This is a genomic window from Adhaeribacter terrigena (assembly GCF_016623615.1).
GTDB lineage: Bacteria > Bacteroidota > Bacteroidia > Cytophagales > Hymenobacteraceae > Adhaeribacter_A > Adhaeribacter_A terrigena.
Genome location: NZ_JAEHFX010000001.1, coordinates 224,539 through 247,851, shown reverse-complemented (window position 1 = coordinate 247,851; position 23,313 = coordinate 224,539). Strand labels below are relative to the sequence as shown.

The 23,313-nt window shown below is 48.8% G+C and carries 20 protein-coding genes; 13 read left to right on the top strand and 7 right to left on the bottom strand.

Annotated features, from left to right (window positions below):
* Positions 1 to 2: 2 nt before the first annotated feature.
* The 5 genes from I5M27_RS01150 to I5M27_RS01130 form a co-directional block, all read right to left on the bottom strand.
* The gene (locus I5M27_RS01150) at positions 3 to 1,400 is read right to left on the bottom strand and encodes a tetratricopeptide repeat protein (RefSeq protein WP_200504196.1); all 1,398 of its coding nucleotides are present in this window, start codon (positions 1,398 to 1,400) and stop codon (positions 3 to 5) included.
* Between the two features lie 69 nt (positions 1,401 to 1,469).
* Entirely contained in the window at positions 1,470 to 2,447 is a 978-nt protein-coding gene (locus tag I5M27_RS01145) for an NAD-dependent epimerase/dehydratase family protein (RefSeq protein ID WP_200504195.1), read from the bottom strand.
* 11 nt (positions 2,448 to 2,458) lie between these two features.
* The gene (locus tag I5M27_RS01140) at positions 2,459 to 3,160 is read right to left on the bottom strand and encodes a tyrosine-protein phosphatase (RefSeq protein WP_200504194.1); all 702 of its coding nucleotides are present in this window, start codon (positions 3,158 to 3,160) and stop codon (positions 2,459 to 2,461) included.
* Between the two features lie 66 nt (positions 3,161 to 3,226).
* Positions 3,227 to 5,668, bottom strand: coding sequence for a GumC family protein (locus I5M27_RS01135; RefSeq protein ID WP_200504193.1), 2,442 nt, complete (start codon positions 5,666 to 5,668; stop codon positions 3,227 to 3,229).
* Between the two features lie 70 nt (positions 5,669 to 5,738).
* The gene (locus I5M27_RS01130; protein ID WP_234462335.1) at positions 5,739 to 6,449 is read right to left on the bottom strand and encodes a polysaccharide biosynthesis/export family protein; all 711 of its coding nucleotides are present in this window, start codon (positions 6,447 to 6,449) and stop codon (positions 5,739 to 5,741) included.
* A gap of 279 nt (positions 6,450 to 6,728) precedes the next feature.
* On the opposite strand from I5M27_RS01130, the gene I5M27_RS01125 reads away from it, so the two are divergent.
* Entirely contained in the window at positions 6,729 to 7,493 is a 765-nt protein-coding gene (locus I5M27_RS01125) for a hypothetical protein (protein WP_200504191.1), read from the top strand.
* A 294-nt stretch (positions 7,494 to 7,787) separates the two neighbouring features.
* Here I5M27_RS01125 and I5M27_RS01120 read toward each other — a convergent pair whose 3' ends face one another.
* Entirely contained in the window at positions 7,788 to 11,480 is a 3,693-nt protein-coding gene (locus I5M27_RS01120; protein WP_200504190.1) for a T9SS type A sorting domain-containing protein, read from the bottom strand.
* Positions 11,481 to 11,687: 207 nt separating this feature from the next.
* Between I5M27_RS01120 and I5M27_RS01115 the strand changes: the two genes are divergently transcribed.
* The 6 genes from I5M27_RS01115 (at position 11,688) to I5M27_RS01090 (ending at position 15,457) form a co-directional block, all read left to right on the top strand.
* Positions 11,688 to 12,827, top strand: a complete 1,140-nt coding sequence (locus tag I5M27_RS01115; protein WP_200504189.1) for an acyl-CoA dehydrogenase family protein — start codon at positions 11,688 to 11,690, stop codon at positions 12,825 to 12,827.
* Positions 12,828 to 13,012: 185 nt separating this feature from the next.
* On the top strand, positions 13,013 to 13,207 hold the full coding sequence (rpsU, locus tag I5M27_RS01110; RefSeq protein ID WP_200504188.1) for a 30S ribosomal protein S21: 195 nt from the start codon (positions 13,013 to 13,015) through the stop codon (positions 13,205 to 13,207).
* A 74-nt stretch (positions 13,208 to 13,281) separates the two neighbouring features.
* Complete coding sequence (locus I5M27_RS01105) at positions 13,282 to 14,160, top strand: tyrosine-type recombinase/integrase (protein ID WP_200504187.1); 879 nt, start codon at positions 13,282 to 13,284, stop codon at positions 14,158 to 14,160.
* Between the two features lie 27 nt (positions 14,161 to 14,187).
* Entirely contained in the window at positions 14,188 to 14,487 is a 300-nt protein-coding gene (hpf, locus tag I5M27_RS01100; RefSeq protein WP_200504186.1) for a ribosome hibernation-promoting factor, HPF/YfiA family, read from the top strand.
* Positions 14,488 to 14,680: 193 nt separating this feature from the next.
* Positions 14,681 to 15,103, top strand: a complete 423-nt coding sequence (locus I5M27_RS01095) for an acyl-CoA thioesterase (protein ID WP_200504185.1) — start codon at positions 14,681 to 14,683, stop codon at positions 15,101 to 15,103.
* An 81-nt stretch (positions 15,104 to 15,184) separates the two neighbouring features.
* Positions 15,185 to 15,457 (top strand): hypothetical protein, encoded by a 273-nt coding sequence (locus I5M27_RS01090; RefSeq protein ID WP_200504184.1) that lies wholly within the window; start codon positions 15,185 to 15,187, stop codon positions 15,455 to 15,457.
* Between the two features lie 344 nt (positions 15,458 to 15,801).
* Here the strand turns inward: I5M27_RS01090 and metK are convergent, their stop codons facing one another.
* Positions 15,802 to 17,067 (bottom strand): methionine adenosyltransferase, encoded by a 1,266-nt coding sequence (gene metK / locus I5M27_RS01085; RefSeq protein WP_200504183.1) that lies wholly within the window; start codon positions 17,065 to 17,067, stop codon positions 15,802 to 15,804.
* Positions 17,068 to 17,338: 271 nt separating this feature from the next.
* On the opposite strand from metK, the gene I5M27_RS01080 reads away from it, so the two are divergent.
* The 6 genes from I5M27_RS01080 (at position 17,339) to I5M27_RS01055 (ending at position 23,252) form a co-directional block, all read left to right on the top strand.
* Positions 17,339 to 17,575: a hypothetical protein gene (locus I5M27_RS01080; RefSeq protein WP_200504182.1), complete on the top strand. Its 237-nt coding sequence runs from the start codon at positions 17,339 to 17,341 to the stop codon at positions 17,573 to 17,575.
* Between the two features lie 11 nt (positions 17,576 to 17,586).
* On the top strand, positions 17,587 to 18,261 hold the full coding sequence (locus I5M27_RS01075; protein ID WP_234462334.1) for an ABC transporter ATP-binding protein: 675 nt from the start codon (positions 17,587 to 17,589) through the stop codon (positions 18,259 to 18,261).
* Positions 18,262 to 18,296: 35 nt separating this feature from the next.
* Positions 18,297 to 19,271, top strand: a complete 975-nt coding sequence (locus I5M27_RS01070) for an HlyD family secretion protein (protein ID WP_200504181.1) — start codon at positions 18,297 to 18,299, stop codon at positions 19,269 to 19,271.
* Between the two features lie 12 nt (positions 19,272 to 19,283).
* Entirely contained in the window at positions 19,284 to 20,405 is a 1,122-nt protein-coding gene (locus tag I5M27_RS01065; protein WP_200504180.1) for an ABC transporter permease, read from the top strand.
* Positions 20,406 to 20,885: 480 nt separating this feature from the next.
* Entirely contained in the window at positions 20,886 to 22,214 is a 1,329-nt protein-coding gene (locus I5M27_RS01060; protein WP_200504179.1) for a TolC family protein, read from the top strand.
* A 129-nt stretch (positions 22,215 to 22,343) separates the two neighbouring features.
* Positions 22,344 to 23,252 carry a phosphatase PAP2 family protein gene (locus I5M27_RS01055; protein ID WP_234462333.1) on the top strand — a complete coding sequence of 303 codons (909 nt, stop codon included), beginning with the start codon at positions 22,344 to 22,346 and terminating at the stop codon, positions 23,250 to 23,252.
* Positions 23,253 to 23,313: the final 61 nt, after the last annotated feature.

Genomic DNA, 23,313 nt, shown 5'->3' with positions numbered 1-23,313 from the left:
ATTTACTTACGGTATTGATCTATAATGCGGGACAGGGCTCTTTGCGATTCCAGTTCCGGGAAATACTCAAAAAGCAGTTTGTGCTTATCGAAGTCCAAAATTAATGCATTTTCCAGATAATTGTATGCTTCGCGGTATTTTCCTGCGGCCAGCATGTAAGCACAAAGCCGGTAATGCAGCTCGGCATCGTCCGGATTCAGCTCAATGGCGTTTTTAATCGTATCGATCGCCTCTTCATAATTTCCCTGTTCGTGCAGAATAATGCTCCAGTTCAGCCACACCTCCCGGTTGCCCGGGCTCAGGATGCTGGCTTTTTCGTAACTCTCTAAACTGGAAACAATGTTTCCCACGTTGTATTCGGCCGCGCCTAAAGCCAGCCAGTATTCCGGGTTCTCATCGTAGATCTGCGCCGCTTTGCGGAAGAAATGCACCGCTTCGAACCATTTTTCCTGCGCATTCAGAATTACCCCAATGCCAAACCAGGCTTCATCCATTTCCGGATTCAGATCGATGGCTTTCTGGTAATACCGCCGCGAAAGATCCCACTGCCCCATTTTTTCGTAGCATTCACCAATGTTGCAGTAAATATCCGCGCTTGGTTCTTCGTGCTCCAGCGCCTGATGAAAGGCATCTACCGATTTTGCAAATTCGCCCAGGCACACATAAGCATTGGCCAGGTTCACGTAGGCAATCGCAAAATCGTTTTTTATAATGGTGGCATAATCGAAGGCGGAAACGGCTTTTTCGAAATTGGCCAGCTTGAAATGCAGCATACCCAGGTTAAACCAGGCCAGCGCCGAATACGGATCGTTGTCTACAAATTGCTGAAAAAACGAAATGCTTTCTTCCAATCCTCCAGTAACTTCCAGGCAATAAAGCAGTTCCTGCAGGGCAATCTCATTTTCGGTATTAATTTCCAGGCACTTTTTATAGTACTTAATGGCCGAATTGAATTTGCCCCAGCTTTGGTAAGTAAGCCCGATGTTGAAAAGAATATCGTCCCGGTTTTCTGCCAGAATAGCAGCCCGCTTCAGGTAATCTATCGCCTCGCTGAATTCGCCCTGCTGGGTATAAATAATGCCGTGCGTCATCAAAACGTCGGCGTTTTCAGGCTCCGAAAGTTCCAGTTTTTTTATGATCTCCAGGGCTTCGGTAAAATCGCCGGCCATAGCCAGGATCTGCGATTTATCGATCAGCAATTCTGTAGAGAATGGGTATTGATTCAGGGCCGTATTGCAGGCCTGTATGGCTTTGGTATAGTTAAAGCTGGTAGTATAATGGTCGATTATAAATTCAAAATCGGCTAAATCAAAAAACACACTACTATTATTGGCCAGCATGTCTTCAAATTTTCTGATTATCTCCAACGCTTCCTCTCTATCCTCAAATTCTTCGTTCATCTTCACTCGTTCGTTCCTCCGGTTGGTACCGGTTCCTTCCTTCCAATACACTTGGCCGGGGTAAAAAGTTTAGCCTGTTTTCTGCACCAGTTTTTCCTGCAACCCCGCGCAACTCCAGGCAATGGTTTCCGGTAAAGGGCGGAATTGGCAAGTTAACACTTTTTTTACTTTATTACTGCTATATGTGTGCGTGCGGCCGGCAATGCGGGCTGTATCGCGGGTTATTAAGGGGCGTTTTCCGGTAAGCAGGCTCCGCACATGTTCCAGGCGCCATAAAATGTTAGCCAGGCCGGCGGCAACTTTTACGCCCGGCGCTTTTTTCCCGAAACAACCAGCTACCATTTGAAAAAAGTCCTCATATGTAAGCTGCCCGCCATTCAGAATAAAACGCTCCCCTTCCACTTCCGAAAAAGCCAGTTGCAACATCATTTCCACTACATCGCGTACATCTACAAAATTGGCGGTTCCGGCAGTATAAAAGGGTTTTTCTTCAAACACATACCGGAATAACTGCGTGCTGCTTTCGTGCCAGTTTCCGGGTCCGAGCACAATAGAAGGGTTCACGATTACCGCCGAAAGCCCCTCCGAAATGCCGCGCCATACTTCCAGCTCCGCATTGTATTTCGATTCGGCGTAGCCGCTGTGTTCCGCATTCAGATCCCATTTGGCCTCTTCGTCGGCTACGGGTTTATTTTTTTCGTTTTCTACGGCTGCAATAGAGCTTACGTAACAGAGTTTTATATTTCCGAGCGCCAGGCAGGTATTTACTACGTTGGCCGTTCCTTCCACATTGGTTTGCTGCAACAGTTCTTTATCCTGCGGGGCATACGAAACCAGGCCGGCACAATGAAAAACGTGGGTAGCGCCTTCAAAAGCTTCGGCCAGAAAAACCGGGTCCAGCAGATCGCCTTGCAGCCAGGTTAAAACGCTATGGTTCTGGCCCGAAAAACTCCTGCGGCTAATCGCCCGCACTTCATAGCCCTGCTGCAGCAAAGCATCTACCAAAAAACTGCCGATCAAGCCGGTTGCACCCGTTACCACTACCATTGCACAGGAAATTAAAGTTGGGAATTGCGTAAAGGCAACGCCATCAGTTTGCCAAAATGTTTGGAAGCTACGGCTTTTTGCAAAAACTGGAGGTGTTTCTGGCTATGCACATCGGTACCGGCAAAATCTACCAGCTTGCCGTCAACCAGTTTTTCGGCCACGCGTTTTGCCCCTTCCGAATAATAGCCGCCCAGCGAATTCAGGTTGAGCTGCAACAGCACGCCGGCTTCGCGTAGTTTTTCCAGGTCGCTGAATTTTCCGTATAGGTATGTGTAGCGTTCCGGATGGGCCAGCACGGGTTTATATCCGGCCGACTGGATCTGAAAAACGGCATCTTTCAGAAAACTGGGTTCGTTTATATAAGAGGTTTCGAAGAGCAGGTAATTATCACCGAAGGTCAGCAGTTTTTCGTTGTTCTCCAGCTTGCGGATAAACCATTCGTCCAGGTAATATTCAGCCGCAAAATCAAGTTGAATTTGCCAGCCTTTTTCCTGCACGGCTTTTTGCAGCAGTTCCAGTTTTTCCCGAATTCCCTCCGGCGTGTTCTTGTAAAAATCTCCCATGATATGCGGCGTCATGATGAGTTTCTGATAGCCTAAGCCTACCATTTTCTCTACCAGCCCCAGGGATTTTTCCAGCGTTTCGGCCCCATCGTCCAGCCCCGGCAAAATATGAGAATGCATATCTGCTTTCAGATCTGCAAGGTTAGCCATCAGTGCTTCAGCGGCCTTGCTACTTCCCAATAACTTCCGGAAAAACGATCTCATTTCAGCCTTAACTTAAGAAAGACGTTCTTTGATGCGCTGCAGCAGCGATCTTTCTTCTACTTCTTCATAATACCCCTGCCCATAACCATAGCCGTAACCATAACCATAACCATAACCATAGCCATAGCCATATAAACCGGAGCTGCGGGCATCGTTCAGAATGGTAGTCAGTTTGGTTATCCCGTGCGAACGGGTGAGTTTGTTGATATTTTTCAGGAAAGCCTTTTTCGAATAATCGGCCCGCACAATGTAGATTGGAATATCGGCTTTGCGCATGATCAGCATAGCATCGGTGACCAGACCAACCGGCGGCGTATCAATTATGATCACGTCGTAGATCTGGTGCAACTCTTCCAGCATTTTATCAAATTTGGGCGTTAAGATCAGTTCCGAAGGATTGGGCGGTGTTGGCCCGGCCGGAATATAGTGCAGGTTTGCAATAGAAGAAGGCTGAATACATTCCTGAACGCTATGCTTTTCGATGAGAATGGTACTGATCCCCTTGGTGTTTTCGCCTTCAAAAGCCAGGTTTACCTTCGGTTTGCGCATATCCAGATCCAGAATAATTACTTTCTGATCCGAGAGCGCAATAATACCGCCTAAGTTTACCGCCACAAACGTTTTCCCTTCCCCGCTTATGGTAGAAGTTACCGAGATCAGACGTTTATTTCTGGAAGAACTAATAAATTCGAGGTTGGTTCGGATAGAACGAATAGCTTCACTGATCGCCGATTTAGGATTTTTGTCTACCACCAGCTTCGAAACGGCTAGTTTTTCTTTTTCGTATTTTGGAATTACACCTAATACCGGGGCTTTTGCGATCCGCTCCATTTCCCGGATATTGGTGACGGTATTATGCAGAAAATAACGGGCCGCAATTAAACCCAGACCTAAAAACAAGCCTGAAGCAATACCAATGGCGTAAACCATTAATTTATTAGGCGAAATAGGTGCGCCTGGCAAATTGGCCGGAGAAAGGATCTGAAAATCGGGTGTGGTACCGGCTTTGGCAATACCGAATTCAACCTGTTTCTCCATCAAAAGTAGGTAGAATTTTTCGTACAGATCGAAGAAACGTTTTAAGCGGATCGCTTCGGTTTCCTTCTGCGGCATGCTCAGCAATTCAGATTCAACTGTTCCGGAATTGGCATTGATGGCTACGATCTGGTTTTGCAGCAGCTCGCGGCTCCGCACCAGTAACTCCCGGATATCTTTCTTCAGTTTCTGAATTTGCGTTTCGAGCGAGGTTACGGCAAACGTGGTACGCTGATAGGAAGCTAAATTCAACTCCAGCCGCGACTGCAACTTGCCTAATTCAGCAATTTTCTCGCTTAGCTGCGGATCGCCCAGAGTACCTAAGGTCGGCACGATCTGGTCTACATGCGTGTTGCGGGCCAAAAGTGCGGAAACATCATCGAGCAGGGCAATTTTAAGCCTCAGATCTTCCTTTTCCTTCATCATGTTCTCGATCTTGGCGCGCGAAGCGGCAACATCGGCTTTAATGTCGTAAGATTTGTTACGTTTGGCAAAGGCTTCCAGATTGGCTTCTGCGTTCTGCAGCTGGGTTTTGGTTTCATCCAGCTGGTCGCGCAAAAAGGAAATGGTCTGCTCGTTCGACTGGTTCTTGGTTTCCCGTTTCAGGTCCAGGTAAACGCTGTCTACTTTATTAACAATATCTTTCGCTTTTAAAGGGTTATGATCCTGAAACGAAATGCTGATGGTACGGGCATCCGGATTTACGATAAGCGCAGAAAGATTGCTGCTTAGGTAATTTAAAACGCTGCCTACGCTGTTTATTTTAAAGAAATAATCTTGGCCGGTTGCATTTGGGTCAAAAGAGGCAGTTTTCAGGATCTTCAGGTCAAAATCGTTGTTACTGATGATCTCACCGAAACTGTATTCATTACTTATCGTTTCTTCCCCTTGCGCATACGATAACCGGAAACGCTTATCGTTCAGTACATCAATGTCAATTTCCTGATCGTAAAGGGCTTCGTTCTTTACTTTAAAGATCACATCGAAGGGTGAAGACTTATATAGTTCCTGACTTAAAACTTTGCCTCGTACGTAATAATTTACGTCCAAATCCAGTTCTTCGCGCAGCCGCTCGTAGATCAGGTTCGATTTCAGCAATTCAATTTCGCCGGAAAGCTTGTTAATATTGGCCCGGTTATCTGCTCCCGGCAAGGTATTCAGTCCCAGCGCCCCGGCTTCCGATTGTTCGTCGATCTTGAGCAGCGAGGTGGACATGTAAAGCTTAGGCGTATACCGGATTACCAGAAAAGCGCCGCCCAAGCCCAGCATGATCAGTAATAAGAGCCAGACCAGACTTTTGCGGGTAACCAGAATAAGCGTCTCCAGATCAAAATCAGAGCCATCGGCATCTTCATCAGATTCCAGCATTACAGGTTTATTTTCGAGTTCGTCCAGCTCAGTGGTATGGGTAGATGCCATTAATTTTCAAATTGAATCGGGCAAAGCCCGGAGAATAACGAAAAAATCTGTCCGTTCTTATTATAAGAGCTTAGTTTTCGATCAGATCTTTGATAACGATGTAGGTGGTAAGTACTCCGGTTACAGCGCTGAAAACCGGCAGATAATCGGCGAGCGCCTCCAAGAATACGCGGCGCACGGGCTCTACGTACACAATATCGTTTGGTTCTACATTTAAAGCCGCTTTGCGCATGCCTTCTATGGTAGCCAGGTTTATCACCTGCACGCTCGGGTTTTGCAGATCGCCGCGGATGAGCCTGATATTATGAACTTTACCGTTCTTATCTACCCCGCCTGCGGCCGCCAGCACTTCGATCAGGTTCATGTTGTCGTTAGTCATGGGAATTACCTTGCCGCCCGGTGCCCCTAATACAATAATGCGGTTGTTCAGCACTTTTGTAATTACGTAAACATCTTTGTAGAACTTGGTGAACATTACCTGCAAAAGGCTGTCAGCTTCCAGCAAGGTGAGGCCGCTTACTTTTACGTAATCTACCATCGGCAATTTTACAATACCGTTGCTTTGCACCAGGAAACGGGGCCGTTCTTCTATCTGGTTCTGGATCATGCCGCCAGAAAGGCTGCGCAGGATCTCGCCGTTAGGATCGAGAATGCGTTCGCCGCGGTTGGTATAAACCCGCACATCCAGGTAATCGTTGGGCTGGATCACGTAATTCTTTTCGGCGGTGGCAAGCGAGGCCCGCATTTTTTCAATATTCACGTCGCCATCGGTGCGGAACATGATATTCTGCCGGTAAACACTGCAGGACCAAAGCGAAACAAAAAGCAGGAGAAAACAGCCGTAGCGGGGTAACTTAAACAATAAAGAGCGCAGCATTAAAAAAAATATAGCTTCTGGTTAACAGTTCGGTTTACGGTATTCTGGCAATAAAGTGCAAAGTAAGCATATAAAGCGCTATTACTAGCCTTTCCGGGAAATTATTTTTCAGGCACATCCGGAATTTACTGTAACTTTGCTTTTATAGTTTTTATGGCTCTAACTTTACCGTTTTCTATTCCCGTGCCTAAATATATTTTTGCTGTTGCCCTTCTTTTGCAGTTATTTTCCTGGGAAACCAAAGCGCAATCCCGGAATACCGATTCGCTCATGCACATTCCGATGATCTACGCGGCCGCCGGTTTTGATGTGAGCGGCGGCGATCTGGCCAAACGTTTCGGCAATAACTTTGAAGTGGGCGGCGGCTTTATGTTCAAAACCAAAAAGAACTGGCTTTTCGGGGCCGATTTTAGCTATATGTTTGGCGATAAGGTAAAGGAAAAACCATTGAACAGCCTTTTAAGCCGCGATGGTTTTCTGCTCGGGGAAGATGGCCTGGATGCAGACGTTAGAATTACGGAACGTGGCACCAAACTCCCGATCTTTAAAGCGGGTAAATTATTTTCAGCGCCGGTTGGGCGGGCCAGCATTAACTCAGGGTTCTTTGTGATGGGCGGACTGGGTTTTATGCAGCATAAGATCAACTACGAAGACGTTACCCGCAGTGTGCCCCAGATCCGGGGCGAATACAAAAAAGGCTACGACCGCCTCACCAACGGCCTGGCGGTAACGCAGAACCTGGGTTATATGTACCTGGACAAGCGCCGCCGCATCAACTTTTTTGCGAACCTGGAATTTACCCAGGCCTTTACTAAAAACCGCCGCGAATATAATTTCGATGAAATGCGGAAAGACGATGCCAGCCGCCTGGATCTGCTTTACGGCATTAAACTGGGCTGGATCTTCCCGATCTACAAAAAGCTGCCGCAGGAATTTTATTACGATTAATTTCTGGTATTTGGTAGCAGGTATCTGGTTGCTGGTATCTGGACTTTTTAAGGCAGAAAGCATAGCGTTTATTAACGGTTTATAAACGTAAGTAGCTGCAAGTAGCGTAGGGTTTAAACCCTACGCTACTTGCAGCTACTTACGTTTCCGGCCAACAAAAAACCTCCCAGGTTTCAGAAACCTGGGAGGTTTTCACGTTAAAAAACGCTATACTTTTGCCCCTGAAAAGTCGTAAGTCTTTCGGCTAAAAACGCTATGCTTTCTGCCTTAAAAAGTCCAAATACCAAATACCACCTACTGCACCACCACCCTGGCCACCCGGCTTTGCTTTTCCGAAACGGCTTTGAGCAGGTAAATGCCTCGCTTCAGGTTTTGGTGCCGAAAATCATAGCGTTTTACCTTGCCGGCATCCGGAATAATGTGCTTTAGGATTTCCTGCCCGGTTAGCGTGCTGAGCGTAAGCGATACTTCTTTTTCAAAACTTTGCAGGTTTACGTAGAATTCTCCCTGGTTTGGATTGGGGTAAACCAGGAGCGGCAACGCAGCTTTTTCTTCTTTCACGCCCGTTATATCTTCCAGCCGGATATTATCCAGGTGAAACGCATATTCGCTGGGGTCGTCTATGGTGCCATCGGTCGCAAAAAAAGCGACGGTAATTTCCTTGCCTTTGTAAGCGCCCAACGGGAAAGAATAGGTGATGAGCGAATCCTTTAAATGCACCGCACTCACCGAATCGAATACGAAGAGCGTTTGGAACGTAGCGCCGCAATCTTCCGAGATCAGCACCTTCACGCTGTCGTCGGTGCCGTCCATGCCGGTTGGGTCAGCGTTTAGGTTGAACCATTCGGTGATGGCGGCCTGGAACGTTAAACGGGTATTTGGCGTTGGCACCACTTTCGGCCCGATAAGCCAGCCTTTTTCCCAAACGGAGCCTAAGTAGATTTTAGCGGTCGTATTCTGCGTGCTGCCCAAACCAATAGCGTGTTTCCAGTTAGCCGTATTGCCGGTTGGCACCCTGCCCGAAGCTTCGCGCCAATCGGGGAAAACCTGGCTTAAATTGGCATCGGTGAAGCCGGTAAAATCTACGGTCTGCGGCAAAGAGGCCAGCGGGTAACGGGTTCTCACCAGGGTGGCGGTATCGTTGACGGCATTGTTATCGAGCAGCGTATTGGTGTAGGCTTTTATGTTGTAAGTACCGGCAGCAAGCATGTTCAGGCCCGGGATCAGGTTCACTACCAGCGTATCGGCGGGAAGCAAAATGCCGGTATTTACAAATGCGGAAAGCGTGGCCGAAGTGGCTCCCGAAACCTGCGCCGTTACCGTTACCGGCTTATTGCTCAGATCTACAGCCTGCGTGCCGAAATTGCGAATGGTAACGGCAACCGGCTCGGCATTGGTGTAGCAACCTGCCGGCGGCGGCGACAAAATTGCCGTTACGCCCAGGTCAGCCGGAGGAAGATCGCCAATGAAAATATCGTCCAGGTGAAAATCGTAGTAATTCAGGTTATCGATCGTGCCTTCGCTGGCAAAGAACGCTACGATTATTTCCTGGCCGGCGTATGCGCTCAGCGAAAAAGCAAAATCCGTCAATACGTTGCTTAACCCGGCCGAAGTGTTGCTGTCGAAGGTATGGATGGGCATAAAGGTTGCGCCGCAATCAGTAGAAACCAGCACCTGCACTTTATCGTCGGTGTTGCTCATGCCGGGGGCGTAAGGCGTAAAAATGGTGGCCGTGGTAAGGGCGGCTTTAAACCGCACGGCGGTGTTCGGCCCGGCCACAACTTTGGGCCCGATGATCCATTCGTTTTTAAAGTAGCTCGATAAATAGATCTTCAGCGTCTGGTTTCCGGCCCCGCCCAACCCCGTGGAGCTGAGCCAGTGCGACTGCGTGCCGAAAGGCGTTAACCCGGAAGCTTCGTGCCAGCCGGGAAAAATGGCCGGCAGGTTAGCGCCCGTAAAACCGGCCAGCGTGCTGCTTTGCGGCAGGGCATACACCGAATCTACCTGCCGCACGGCAAAAACCGTATCGTTGGCGGCATTCGGATCGCCGGTAATTTTGGCGAAGGCTCTGAAGTTATAAGTACCTACCGGCAGCATGTTGAGCGTGGCGGGCAGGGTTACCGTTTGGGTAGCGCCGGGAGCGAGCGTGCCGGAGTTGATCGTATGCGTGAGGGTGGCTGCGGTTTTACCGCTCACGTTTACCTGCATGGCGGCGGGCGTTGCGGCAAAGTTAACCGTATTGGTACCGAAATTCTTCAGCGTAACCGAAACCGGTTCGGAGGCCGAATAGCAGCCGTTTTTGAAAGGATTAGCCAGAGCGGTTACCGCCAGATCGAGCGGCGGCGGCGTACCGATGAAAAGATCGTCGAGGTGGAATTCGTAATCGGGGGTGGTAAGCCGGGAAGCGGAATAAGCGCAAAAGCCAACGATGATGTTCTGCCCGGCAAACTGGCTCAGCGGAATTTCAAAATCGGTGAGGGTATTGCTTAAACTGGCGGTATTGCCGGCGTGAAACGCATAGAGCAGCTGGTAGTTCAGGCCGCAATCGGTAGAAACCATTACTTTCAGCGAATCCTGCGTGCCGGCCATACCGGTGGCATGCGGCGAGGTTTTAGCAAAATCGGTGAGGGCGGCTTTAAAACGCAGCACGGTAGTGGCGGCAGCAGTAACTTTTGGGCCCATCACCCATTCCCACTTCTCGCTCCCACTTTGGAACCGCACCACCGCCGTGGTATTGGCGGCATTTCCCAGACCGGTTTCATATTCCCAGGAGGCATTTATTTTGCGGGCTTTGCGGCCGTTGGCTTCGCGCCAGCCGGGAAAAACTACGCCCATATTAGAGCCGTTGCCGCTTACCCCGGTAAAATTCACTGCCTGGGGCAGGGCATAAAGCGGCACCTGCGTACGGTTAATGGCTACTTTCAGAGAATCGTTGGCGGTATTGCCATCGCCTGAAACCAGGGCACGGGCGTTGAAGCGGTAGGTGCCGGCGGCCTGCATATTGAAATTGCTGGCTACGGTTACTTCCTGAGTGGCGCCGGCGGCTAAAGTGCCGGTATTAAGCACGAGCGGCGGGAAATTCTGGCCGTTAGCGCCGCGGGCAGTGGCTTGCACGGTAACCGGCGTGGTGGCTAAGTTAAGCGCCGTGCTGCCGGTATTTTTGAGCAGGAATTTAACCGGCTGGCCGGCGCCGTGGCAGCCGCTGTCTAAAGGGGCGGTTAAGGCAATGATACGCACATCTACGGGCGGCACGGGCGGCGGCGTAAAGGCATACACCTGGCCAGTAGCCGGTTTCTGGCTCAAATTAGTGGTTTCTACCAGGTAGCTTACGCTCGGGTTGGGGCCGGTATCGGAAAGCGAAAGGAAATTACCCGGGCCGGTGGCCGTGCCGGCCAAGCCGATGGAGGCCATTGGAGTAGATGGTAAACCGGTTTCCTGCCGGTAATGAAACTCGATGCGACCGGTGGCTTCATAAAGTTTCACCTGGAAAGAAATGACATAAGTCGGTGCCATTCCGTCCCATCTCCAATTTAACCATTCAAAGGTGAAAACCTGGTTACCAGACAAGCCGGTATTGATTGTAGAAGCTTTAGAAAGTGGTAAATTCCCATGCAACTGATCCCAAAGCGGTGCAATCAAAGGCCGTGAGGTTGACGGATTATTAATGGAATTCAGATTATTCCCTGAAAGATTATTAAGCTCAATTACAGCACCGGGATTAAAAGATATAAATCCCTGTTTAGAAACGTAAACGGTGGTATAATTTGTACCTGCAAAATTGAAGGTAAACCCAATGGGAACGGCCTGACCAAAAGCAGAAGATAAAGTAAAAACGGTGGCAGAAGATGGCAAAGGGGTGAACGTACCGCTGTAAGCTGAGAATTGGTAGTCGGTTACGGATGAGGTTTGGGCAAAGAGTCGCGAGTTAAAACCAGCCACAAAACAAAACGCTAGCAAAATAGCGCGAAAAAGTACCTGTTTTCTCATGAGCAACGCATTTAATAGTTCCGGGGAGCGGGCAAGCGGGTTAAATATAGCAAGGTTCGCCTGATAAAACATCGTGCGCATTCAATTTTAAAACCCATTTTCAATTTCATAGACGCAGGCATTCGGCAATTCGCTGCTTTTGTTTAGCTTTGCACTACTTTTTTGCTTCAAAAGCATACCGTTTTTAAACGCATAACCTTCTTATAAATGGATTTAACTTTTACTGAAAACCAGAAAATGATCGCCCAGATGATCCGCGATTTCGGAGCCAAACACATCAAGCCAGACATGATGAAATGGGACGAAAGCCAGGAATTTCCGGTGCACGTTTTCAAAGCTTTAGGCGAACTTGGTTTAATGGGCGTGCTGGTGCCAACCGAATACGGCGGCTCCGGTTTCGGCTACCTGGAATACGTAACCGCAATTGCCGAGCTTTCTAAAATAGACGGTTCTATTGGTCTTTCTATGGCGGCGCACAACTCGCTTTGCACCGGCCACATTCTGGCTTTCGGTAACGAAGAGCAGAAAATGAAATGGTTACCCAAACTGGCTACGGCCGAGTGGATCGGCGCCTGGGGTTTAACCGAACCAAACACCGGTTCCGACTCCGGCAACATGCGCACCACCGCGGTTAAAGACGGCGACCACTGGGTAATTAACGGCGCAAAAAACTTCATCACGCACGGTAAATCGGGCAACATTGCGGTAGTAATTGTGCGCACCGGCGAAGTAGGCGATTCGCACGGCATGACGGCTTTTGTGGTTGAGCGCGGAACGCCAGGTTTTGAAGGCGGCCGCAAAGAAGATAAACTGGGCATGCGCGCTTCCGAAACCACCGAAATGATCTTTACCGATTGCCGCGTGCACGAAAGCAACATGCTGGGCAAAGAAGGCGAAGGCTTCATCCAGGCGATGAAAGTGCTGGATGGCGGTCGTATTTCTATTGCTGCTTTAAGCTTAGGCATTGCGCAGGGTGCTTTCGAAGCCGCGCTGGCATATTCCAAAGAGCGTCACCAGTTCAACAAGCCAATCTCCGATTTCCAGGGCATTGCCTTTAAACTGGCCGATATGGCTACCGAAATTGAAGCAGCTTCCTTATTAACGTACCGCGCCGCTGATATGAAAAACAAAGGCCTTAACGTGAACAAAGAATCGGCTTTCGCCAAGTACTACGCCTCGGAAGTTTGCGTAAGAGCGGCCACGGAAGGCGTACAGATCTTCGGCGGCTACGGCTACACCAAAGACTACCCGGCCGAAAAATATTATCGCGACTCGAAACTGTGCACCATCGGCGAAGGAACTTCCGAGATCCAGAAACTGGTAATTTCAAGAGCCATTTTGAAGTAATGATAGAATTATTGAATGACAGAATGAGTGAATAACTGAGAATTTCTTTATTCTTTCATTCACTAATTCCCTCATTCACTCACTCAGTAATTCTGTCATTCAATAATTTTTCCCAAGAACGCTTGACTTTCAGGATAGTTCTTTATAAATTTGCAGCCTTTAAAATAAGTAATTCAAAGCCTAATATGATAATTGTAAACGTTAAGGATAACGAGTCGGTAGACCGCGCTTTAAAAAGATTCAAGAAAAAATTCGAAAGAACTGGTGTGTTGAAAGAACTGCGTTCGCGTACTTTCTTCCAAAAACCATCTATCACGAAGCGGAAGCAGAAACAAAAAGCTGCTTATATCCAGAACCTTTTCGCGAACGAAAACTACTAGTATTTTTTACTAGGTTTCTAATATTTAATCCATAAATTAGTATTACCGAAGCAGCAGCTCCGGAATACTGATTTATGGATTTATTTTTTAAATATCTTACTTACGAGAAGCGTTACAGTCCGCACACGCTTACCTCCTACCGTACCGACCTGGGCCGGTTTGCCGAATACCTGGCGCAAACCTACCAGCTCTCCGACCCGGCTGAAGCCGACCATACCATCATCCGTTCCTGGATCGTTAGCCTGCTGCAAAACAAGATGGAGGCCCGCAGCGTGAACCGCAAAATTGCCTGCCTCCGCTCCTATTACAAATTCCTGCTTAAAACCGGCGTGATCAGCCAAAACCCGATGCTGAAAGTTACCGCGCCTAAAGCCGGCAAGAAACTGCCCGCATTTTTGCCCCAGGAAACCATGCAGCAGCTTTTCGAACAGATTGAATTTGCCGATACCTTTGAAGGCTGGCGCGACAAAACCGTGCTGGAACTGCTTTACGGCACCGGCATGCGCCTTTCCGAACTTATTGGCCTGACCGAAAACGCGATCGATTTTCATAAAAAAACCATAAAAGTATTGGGCAAGGGCCAGAAAGAAAGGATCTTACCGCTCAACGCTTCGCTCGAAAACTGCCTGGAAACTTACTTAAAACATAAAACGCTCGAATTTCCGGATAACAAACCGGCCGCTCTGCTCGTTACTGCTAAAACGCAGCCGCTTTACCCGAAACTGGTTTACCGCATTGTAAAACATTATACCGGCCTGGTAACCACTTCGCAGCACCGCAACCCGCACATGCTCCGGCATACGTTTGCCACGCATTTGCTCGATAATGGCGCCGACCTGAACGCCATTAAAGAATTGCTGGGGCACAGCAGTTTAGCGGCTACGCAGGTTTACACCCATAATTCAATTGAAAAATTAAAAGCAATTTTTGAAAAAGCCCATCCAAAGGCTTAATATTCACATTATAAACCACCAATCACTATGAAATTACAAATTCATTCCATCCACTTCGACGCCGACCAGAAACTGCTTGATTTCATTCAGATGCGCCTCGACAAACTGGAAACATATTACGACCGCATAACCGAAGGGGAAGTTTATCTCCGTTTGAATAATAACGATGGCATTGCCAACAAAACCGTAGAGGTTAAGCTGTTTGTACCGGGCTCCACGCTCTTCGTAAAAGAAGAAGCTACCAGTTTCGAAACCGCTACCGATCAGGCTTTAGACGCGCTTACCACGCAGGTAAAACGGCATAAAGAAAAAATGATGTCGCACTAATTGCAATTTGAAAATTTGGAGATGTGGAAATTTGAAAATGATTTTTGCATTCCGGCGTAATAAAAAAAGCCTGGCCTGTAAGCCGGGCTTTTTTGCTGAAAAACGGTAGGGTTTAGGGCATGAAAACTAAAAACCTGGTGAATAAAGATCAGAAAAAATAAAAAACAAGGCATACAAATACTTAAACTAACCTATGGAAAACTACCCGGTTAAACTGAACATTCGCCTCGATTGGAGCGAAATGGATCTTTTCGGCCACATCAACAATGTTTCTTATTTCAAATACATCCAGGCTTCGCGGGTAAATTACTGGGATGCCATTGGCCTGACGCAGCTTTTCAAGGCAACGAAAACAGGCGCTATTCTGGCTTCTACCAATTGCAATTTCCTGAAAGGGCTGCATTATCCGGGCGAAATTACGGTGCAGGTGAAGCTCGATTTTGTGAAGAATACCAGTTTCGGGCTGAAGCACCAGCTCCTGAACGAACACGGCCAGGTAGCTGCGGAAGCGAAAGATGTGCTGGTGATGTTCGATTTTGCCAAAAACGAAAAAGTGCCGATCCCGGAAAATATCCGGGCGCAAATGACCAGACTGGAAGAAGAATTGCCGGCATAATTTGCTTATAAACAACGCGCGTTTTATATTCGTAAAACGCAGGTTGTTTTAAAACTGAAACTCTGAATTTTCATCCTATTTATGACTCAAACTTCTTCGCTTCCGCTGAAATTTTTGTACTACCTTACCGGGTTCCCGCTGGTATTCCTGGTGATCTTTGCGCCGGAAAGCCTGGAAAAAGGTCCGCAGCAAGCCATCTGGTGGAGTATTCTTGGCTGCATTCTGGTAACGCGGGTGCTGCTTGAAAAAGGCAAATACCAGACCGGCGTTCTTGTTTCTTCCTGGAAAACCACGGTTCTGGCGCTTTTATCGGCCGGCGCGGTGGGCTTATTTTTGTATTTCAAACTCCTTTAGCCGGCTTGAGATCGGCGCTTTAAAAACCTTTTTGCGTGAAACCATTCCTGGCGCAAGTGTTCAGCAAAAGCGTCACTTGTGACTTTTAAATTTCAGAAAGTCTTCAGACTTTCATGTATACCAACAGATTTTAAAATTCAGGAACAGATTTACGCAAGTCTGAAGATTTCCAGCATTTAAAAGTCACAAGTAACGCTTTCGCTGACCACTTGCGCCCGTAGAAGCCACTATTATGCTCCAGGCAGGAGCATTAAACTTCTATCCGTTAACTTCAGTTAAGGAAATAAAAAACCCGAACCAACTGGCCCGGGTTTTTCAATTAAAAAGGATAGCGTTTTTCGGGCTTATAAACCGAAAGCGGCTTTGATCTTATCTACGTAGTCGAGTTTCTCCCAGGTAAAGGTTTCCACTTCTTTCTCAATCCAGTTGCCGTTCTGTTTTACTTTTACGGTTTTCTTTTCCGGCGTGCGGCCCATGTGGCCGTAGGCAGCAGTTTCGGCAAAGATCGGGTTCTGTAAGCCGAAACGCGTTACGATGCCGTAAGGACGCATATCGAACAAACCGCTTACTTTATCGGAGATCTCACCGTCGCTTAATAACTGGCCGTTGGCGCCTTTTACTTTGGTAGTGTTGTAAGTAGTAACGTATAAACCTACCGGATCGGCTACGCCAATGGCGTAAGCAACCTGCACCAATACCTGATCGGCTACCCCGGCAGCTACTAAGTTCTTGGCAATGTGGCGCGCCGCGTAAGCTGCGGAACGGTCTACTTTAGAAGAATCTTTGCCGGAGAAAGCGCCACCACCGTGGGCACCTTTACCGCCATAGGTATCAACAATAATTTTACGGCCGGTTAAGCCGGTATCGCCGTGCGGACCACCAATTACAAATTTACCGGTCGGGTTGATGTGGTATTTAATATCGTTGGTAAACAGGTCGGCTACTTTGGCAAGCTTGGTTTTTACGCGCGGGATCAGGATGTTCAGTACATCGTCGTTGATCTTTTTCAGCATTTCTGCTTCGCCGGCAAAATCGTCGTGCTGGGTAGAAATTACGATGGTATCGATGGTTTCCGGCACATGCGTATCGGAGTAGCGAATGGTAACCTGCGATTTGGCATCCGGACGCAGGTAGGTCATTTCTTTGCCTTCCTTGCGGATCGCGGCCAGTTCTTTCAGCAATACGTGCGAAATTTCCAGCGCCAGCGGCATGTAAGAATCCGTTTCGTTCGTAGCATACCCGAACATCATGCCCTGGTCGCCGGCGCCCTGCTCTTCGGGTTTGGCGCGCTCTACGCCTTGGTTAATATCGCCGCTCTGTTCATGAATGGCCGAAATAACGCCGCAGGCTTCGGCATCGAATTTATATTCAGATTTGGTATAACCGATCTTTTTGATCACTTCGCGGGCAACTTTCTGCACGTCTACGTAGGCTTCCGTTTTCACTTCGCCGCTCAGCACCACCAAACCGGTTGTAACGAGGGTTTCGCAAGCCACTTTAGAAGCCGGGTCCTGACGCAGGAATTCGTCTAAAAGGGCGTCGGAGATCTGATCGGCAACTTTGTCCGGGTGTCCTTCCGAAACCGATTCGGAGGTAAATAAATAAGGCATTTCGTTTAAATGTTAGGTACAAAAACTATTAAAAAACCGTAAAAACGCATTGTAAGCACAAGCGCTAAAGGAGGACAAAATTACTACAATACTTTCAGACTAAAAAACCCGTATTTCCATAACCTGCTTCCAGACTTTTTCAGCCCGAAGCGATACCGTTTTTAAATTCCACCCCATTCTATCCCGTAAATTTAAACGCAGCCGCAAATTGCGGGATAGAATGGGGTCAGTTTGTAAAGACCATGTATGCAGACAAATAAAACAGCTTGCTTTGAAAACGGCAGGGTTTAGCCAGCGAAAAGTTGTAATGGAAAGCCGCAATGCTTCTGTCAGTTACAAACTGGCTAACAGCGAAAAGGCACAAGTTGGGGCTGCGCCTAAACTTGCGACATCGCTTGGATTGTTGATCAACGCTATTTACCTGCATTTTCCTGCTGCTTCAGAAAAAAGGCTATGCTTTTCAGTGCAAAAACTAAAAAACCAAATGCAGGAAAAACAGTTGTACTAATAAAAAACTGCATGGCCCGCATTATTGCCAGTCTCGAACAAGCGTCTAAAGTTTACCAAAGCGGCGACACTGAAATTGTAGCCCTGCAGCCCACGGATCTGGAAATCAGGGCCGGCGAACTGATTCTCATCATCGGGCCATCGGGTTCGGGCAAAACCACGCTGCTTTCACTTTTGGGCTGCGTTATTTATCCTACCCAGGGCCGGGTGAATATAAACGGCACCTACACATCGGCTTTAAATGAAAATGAACTGGCTAAACTGCGGCTGCAGGAGATCGGGTTTGTATTTCAGAGTATCAATCTTATTTCGCCGCTTACCGGTTTAGAGAACGTAATGCTGCCGCTGCAACTCAGCAAAACCGCCAAAACCGAAACCCGTGAGCGGGCCGAAGCTGCGTTAACTGCCGTAAACATGGCCGACCGCCAGCATTTTTTACCTAAAGAACTTTCGGGCGGACAACAGCAGCGCGTGGCCATTGCGCGGGCCCTGGTTACCAACCCCGAACTGATCCTCTGCGACGAACCCACCGCCGCGCTCGATGCCACCTCGGCAGAAGTGATCATGCAGGAACTAAAGCAACTGGCCCGCCAGAACAAAGCCGTAGCCGTAGTTACCCACGATAAACGCCTGGAAGCCTACGCCGACCGCATTATAAAAGTAGAAAACGGTTTTGTGATCCCGTAAAATGAACCTTCCGGAAATAAAGACCCAGACCAACCATGCGCGCAACTAAACAAACCATTACGTTCCGCTGTTACCAAACTTTCCGGAACCGGCTGGCAGTTTTCCTGCTGTTTTGCATAGCGTTTTCCTGCGGCAAAAAAGAAGAAAATTCAACCGAAAAACCCAAAACCAGTTTCGACCCCAGCCGGGTTTCCGCCATTGGCCGCATCGAACCCGCCGAAAAGATCATTCCGCTCAGCGCCGAGGTAAGCGGCGTGGTAAAGCAGGTTTTAGTGAAAGCCGGAGACTCGGTTAAAGCCGGCCAAAAGCTGCTGGAAATGACCACCGAAACCGAAGCTGCCCAGGTTCAAAACGACCAGACCACCATTGCCACCCGGCAGGCCGAAATACGGGCTTCTCAGGCGGAATTCACTTCAGCCAAAACCAAAGCCGCCAACGCGCAACAGCAATACCAACGCCTGCAGAATGCTTACGACCAGGGCGCCGAAAGCCGGCAGAACGTAGACAATGCCCGCACCGAAGCCCAAACTGCTCAAAACGAAGCCGAACGCCTGCAAGCCCAACTGAACGTGAAACGCCAGGAAGTTGCCAATGCCGTGCAGAAACGAGACCTCTCGAAACTGGCCCTGGAAAAACGCTATGTAAAAGCTCCCGAAAACGGCCTGGTCCTGACCATGGATCTTACGCCCGGCAGTGCCGTTACTGCTTTCACGCCTCTGGCCGATTTTGCGCCCGCCGGCCCGGTTACCGCCCTTTGCGAAGTAGACGAACTGTTTGCCGACCGGGTAAAAGTCGGGCAAAAAGCTTTGATCCGGCACCAGGGCATGAACGATACGCTGGCTTTTGGGAAAGTAATTTTTGCCGCGCCTTATTTAAAAAAGAAATCCCTGTTCAGCGATGCCGGCGGCGACCTGGAAGACCGGCGCGTGCGGGAAGTAAGAATTCAGGCCGAAAACGGGCAGGATATGATCTTCGGGATGCGGGTGGAATGTGTGATCTTCACGAAATAAAGGCTGCCGAAAATGCTGAAAACCGCGCTCCGTTTCATGATCTACGACAAAGCCAAAATCATCGGGGCTTTGCTGGGCGTGGTCATTTCTACGTTTCTGATCGGGCAGCAAAGCGGCATTTTCATTTTCCTGACCAACGCCATGAGTTCGCTGGTAGACAACACGACCACTGGCCTCTGGCTCGTAGACGACCGCACCACCAACGTAAACGCACTGGGCCAGATCGATGTGCGCATTGGGCGGCAGGCCGAATCTATTCCGGGCGTGGCTAAAGCCTATCCGTACGTGGTTTCCGGGGGAAACGCCAAATTCAGGAACGGCAAAAGCTACGGGGTTTTACTCATCGGTTCGGAAGCACCGGCATTTAAAGGCGGCCCCTGGAACCTGATAAACGGCTCTGCCAACGATCTGCTCCGTGAAAATGCGGTTAGCGTAGAATTCTTTGATAAAGCCAGTCTGGGTGATACGGAATTCGGCGACAATTTTGAAATAAACGGCAAACGTGTGCAGGTAGAAGCGCAGACCAAAGGCGCGCGGGGTTTTGGTTCGGCTTACGTTTTTACTACCATCGAGCGGGCCCGGGCGCTGGGGAGCGTGCCACAAACCAAAGTAAACGCCTTCCTGATAGACCTGCAACCCGGCGCTAATCCCGATTCAGTCCGCAATGCCCTTAACCGGCACCTGTACGGCGTGCGGGCCTGGCTTCCGCGCGATTTTTCCAATGCAACCGTAAAAACCGTTTTATCTTCCAGCGGCATTGCCATTTCTACCGGTTCGCTCATTGCTTTTGCCATTGTTTCGGGCCTGGTCATTATCGGGTTAACGCTGTATTCGGCCGCCGTAGACCGCATAAAAGATTATGCCACCATGAAAGCCATCGGCGCCAGCAACGCTTACATCCGCAACCTGATCTTAACCCAGGCTTTTCTCATTGCTACGGTGGGTTACCTCATCGGCTCGGTTTTACTCGAAGGGTTCCGTTACGGTATATCCAACGCCGGCGCCATCTTCAGTTTTTCGCCGCTTATCCGGTTGGCTTTCCTGCTCATTACGCTGATCATTTCCATCGGCGGCGCTTTTTTTGCCATCCGCCGAATTACCAAAGCCGAACCGGCTTCCGTGTTCCGGGCGTGATCCTGAATGAGGGAAATTTTGAATGAGTGAGTTATTGCATGATTGAGTTATTGAGTAAGAGAATAAATAAAAGGGAAAGTGATGCTCCAGAATTACTTAATCAGAACAAATGTTTCCTTAGGAAACTAAAAATTTCACAATTGATCCCGCAAGTTTAGGCGCAGCCACAACTTGTGGATTACAATTTGGTCTGTTTGTAACTGACCCTGCCTGCAAGGCAACCAACAAATGCAGCGATAAAAATGGCAGGTTTTTAGAGATGAAAACTGCAGAATAAAGTCGCAACGCTTCCGCAATTTACAAACTTGCTATAAAGGCAAAGTCACAAGTTGCGGCTGCGACTAACTCGCAACATGGCAGGATTTTTCACAATTCCTGATTTAAAAAAAGATCAGAAATACGCAGACCTTTATCTTCAGAAGAGGAAAGAAAAAAGTCTTGCCTTACCTGATTACCTAAAATATCCGTACTGAAAACGCTATGGTTTGGAGGCTGAAAAGTATATTCCTGTTGCTATTACTGCTTTCGGTGGGCAGGCCTTTGCTGGCGCAAAGCCGTTTGCTTTCCCTGGAAGCGGCTTTGCAATATGCGCGGCAGCATCAGCTTTCGGTGCAGCAGCTGGGGTATGAGGCGGAAATTTCCGGCACCAGATTCAAACAGAAAAAAGCGGCAAAGTATCCTGAAGTTTCGGCCGGGCTGGACACCCGTTACAACGCCCAACTGCCCACCCAGATCCTGCCCGGCGATTTCCGGAATTTGCCGGGCCAGAATATTCCGGTGGTTTTCGGTACCAAATACAGCACAACGGCGGCGTTGGAAGGCAATTATGCTGTTTTCGATCCGGACCGGAAATACCAGGTGGAACATGCGAAACGTGAACAGGAAATTGCGAATAACAACCTTTTAACCGAGCAAACCGAAGTGGCGCTGGAAGTAAAAAAAGCGTATTACAGCTGCCTTATTAACCAGCAGAAAATAAAACTTACCCGCGGCAACCTGCTGCGCAACGAGGAATTTTATAAAAACACCCAAGCGCTTTTCCGGAACGGCCAGCTGCAACCCATCGAGGTAGACCGTGCCCGACTCAACTTTCAGACCCAGCAGGCCGAGCTGCAAAACGCTATCCAAAACCTGGAAAAAAACCTGCTCCACCTGAAATACCAGACCGGCCTGCCGCTCGATTCTTCGGTAATTTTAACTGATACCTTGCTCCTTTCCGCTGCCCAGCCCTTTTTCGAACCCAATATTTTTGACCTCAAAGCGCGCCCGGAATACCGCACCTTATTGCTGCAGCAGGAACAGGAAAACCTGCTGCTCACCCGGAACCGGCGGCTGGCCTTGCCCACACTCAGTTTGTATGGCTACTACGGCTCGCAGGCGTACCGTGACAATTTCAGTTTTTTCGATTTTCAGGAAAAATGGTACCCCGTGGCTTATACCGGCGCGCAGCTGAACTGGATCTTATTCGAAGGTTTTTACCGGAAAGCATTGGTGCAGGAAAGTAAAATTGCCCTGAAACGCAGTCGTAGCCAGCTGCTGAGCTTCGAACGCGATTACATTTTTCAGACCAACGACAAATTACTCACGCTGAAAAACGAACTACAAAACCTGAAGATCCGGGAAGAGAATGTGCAGCTTGCCGAAAAAGTATTGCGTGTAACCCGCATCCGTTTTGAGCAAAGTCTGGAAAAAAGCCAGGCCGTAACCGATGCCGAAAATGACCTGCTCAACGCGCAAACCAATTACCTTAACGCGCTTTACGATTTCACCTTAGCCCGACTGGAATACGAACGCATTGCCGGCAAATAACCTGTAACTATTCGGGGAAAACGCTATGATTTTGGCCGCTAAAACTATCTGCCAATAACCTTTTAAAAAGCTGCCCGTTTCCCTAAGCATCTTTACAATATTAATTTCCGCTTATATTCTGAAAACTACATGAAAAAACTTTTGCTTAGTGTGCTGGCAGCCGTTCAGTTTGTCGGCCTTGCTTACGCCCAGCCTTCCGCCGAAACCGCTACGCTTACTCCCCAGGAAACTCAAACCCTGGTAAATATGCCGGAAACCAGATCAATTGCCTTGACTACCGGCACTTCCCCATACCGGACCAGAACCCGGGTGGATCTGCCTGTAACGCTGTTAGGCGTTGGAGCCAGCGCCACCGGCTTATACCTGATCCAGGAAAATAAACATGCCCCGAGTGCCGAAGAACTTGCCGCCATAGATGCCGATCTGGAAGCTGCCAAAAATAAAATTAACAGCTTCGACCGTTTTGGTGCCGGAAACTTCAGTCTGAGCGCCAAAAAGGCCAGCGATTATCCGTTTTATGGTTCGTTTGCATTGCCGTTTTTGCTTTTGCTCGATAAGGACATCAGCCAGAAAGCAGGTCAGGTGGCGGTACTTTACGTAGAAGCGATGGCGGTAACCGGAACTTTATTTACCATGTCGGTGGCCCACGTAGAGCGCAAACGCCCGCTGGTTTACAACAACGATCCGGACAATACCGAAAGAACCAAAAAGCATGCCCAGAACTCTTTCTTTGCCGGCCACACCGCTGCCGCCGCCAGTGCTACCTTCTTCGCCGCCAAAGTTTTCCACGATTTCAACCCCGATTCCAAAGCCCGGCCTTATGTCTGGGGCGCTGCAGCCGCCATTCCGGCCACAGTTGGTTATTTGCGCCTGAAAGCCGGGAAACACTTTTTAAGCGACAACTTACTGGGTTATGCCATTGGCGCGGGCGCGGGTATTCTGGTGCCGCAACTGCACAAAACCAAAGGCATGGAAAACGTCTCGATCATGCCCCTGATGGGTCCGGCCAACGGCATGGCGGCTACGGTTACTTTCTAAAAAACGCTATGCTTTTTAGCAAAAAAACAGGCAACCCGGTTTGGGTTGCCTGTTTTTTTAT

Coding starts and splice junctions, on each gene's coding strand:
- I5M27_RS01095 (WP_200504185.1), top strand. CDS start 14,681: ATGGAAAACTACCCGGTTAAACTGAACATTCGCCTCGATTGGAGCGAA.
- I5M27_RS01065 (WP_200504180.1), top strand. CDS start 19,284: ATGCTGAAAACCGCGCTCCGTTTCATGATCTACGACAAAGCCAAAATC.
- I5M27_RS01090 (WP_200504184.1), top strand. CDS start 15,185: ATGACTCAAACTTCTTCGCTTCCGCTGAAATTTTTGTACTACCTTACC.
- I5M27_RS01145 (WP_200504195.1), bottom strand. CDS start 2,447: ATGGTAGTGGTAACGGGTGCAACCGGCTTGATCGGCAGTTTTTTGGTA.
- I5M27_RS01120 (WP_200504190.1), bottom strand. CDS start 11,480: ATGAGAAAACAGGTACTTTTTCGCGCTATTTTGCTAGCGTTTTGTTTT.
- I5M27_RS01150 (WP_200504196.1), bottom strand. CDS start 1,400: ATGAACGAAGAATTTGAGGATAGAGAGGAAGCGTTGGAGATAATCAGA.
- I5M27_RS01105 (WP_200504187.1), top strand. CDS start 13,282: ATGGATTTATTTTTTAAATATCTTACTTACGAGAAGCGTTACAGTCCG.
- rpsU (WP_200504188.1), top strand. CDS start 13,013: ATGATAATTGTAAACGTTAAGGATAACGAGTCGGTAGACCGCGCTTTA.
- I5M27_RS01115 (WP_200504189.1), top strand. CDS start 11,688: ATGGATTTAACTTTTACTGAAAACCAGAAAATGATCGCCCAGATGATC.
- I5M27_RS01055 (WP_234462333.1), top strand. CDS start 22,344: ATGAAAAAACTTTTGCTTAGTGTGCTGGCAGCCGTTCAGTTTGTCGGC.
- I5M27_RS01075 (WP_234462334.1), top strand. CDS start 17,587: ATGGCCCGCATTATTGCCAGTCTCGAACAAGCGTCTAAAGTTTACCAA.
- I5M27_RS01130 (WP_234462335.1), bottom strand. CDS start 6,449: ATGTTCCGCACCGATGGCGACGTGAATATTGAAAAAATGCGGGCCTCG.
- hpf (WP_200504186.1), top strand. CDS start 14,188: ATGAAATTACAAATTCATTCCATCCACTTCGACGCCGACCAGAAACTG.
- metK (WP_200504183.1), bottom strand. CDS start 17,067: ATGCCTTATTTATTTACCTCCGAATCGGTTTCGGAAGGACACCCGGAC.
- I5M27_RS01070 (WP_200504181.1), top strand. CDS start 18,297: ATGCGCGCAACTAAACAAACCATTACGTTCCGCTGTTACCAAACTTTC.
- I5M27_RS01140 (WP_200504194.1), bottom strand. CDS start 3,160: ATGGCTAACCTTGCAGATCTGAAAGCAGATATGCATTCTCATATTTTG.
- I5M27_RS01135 (WP_200504193.1), bottom strand. CDS start 5,668: ATGGCATCTACCCATACCACTGAGCTGGACGAACTCGAAAATAAACCT.
- I5M27_RS01060 (WP_200504179.1), top strand. CDS start 20,886: ATGGTTTGGAGGCTGAAAAGTATATTCCTGTTGCTATTACTGCTTTCG.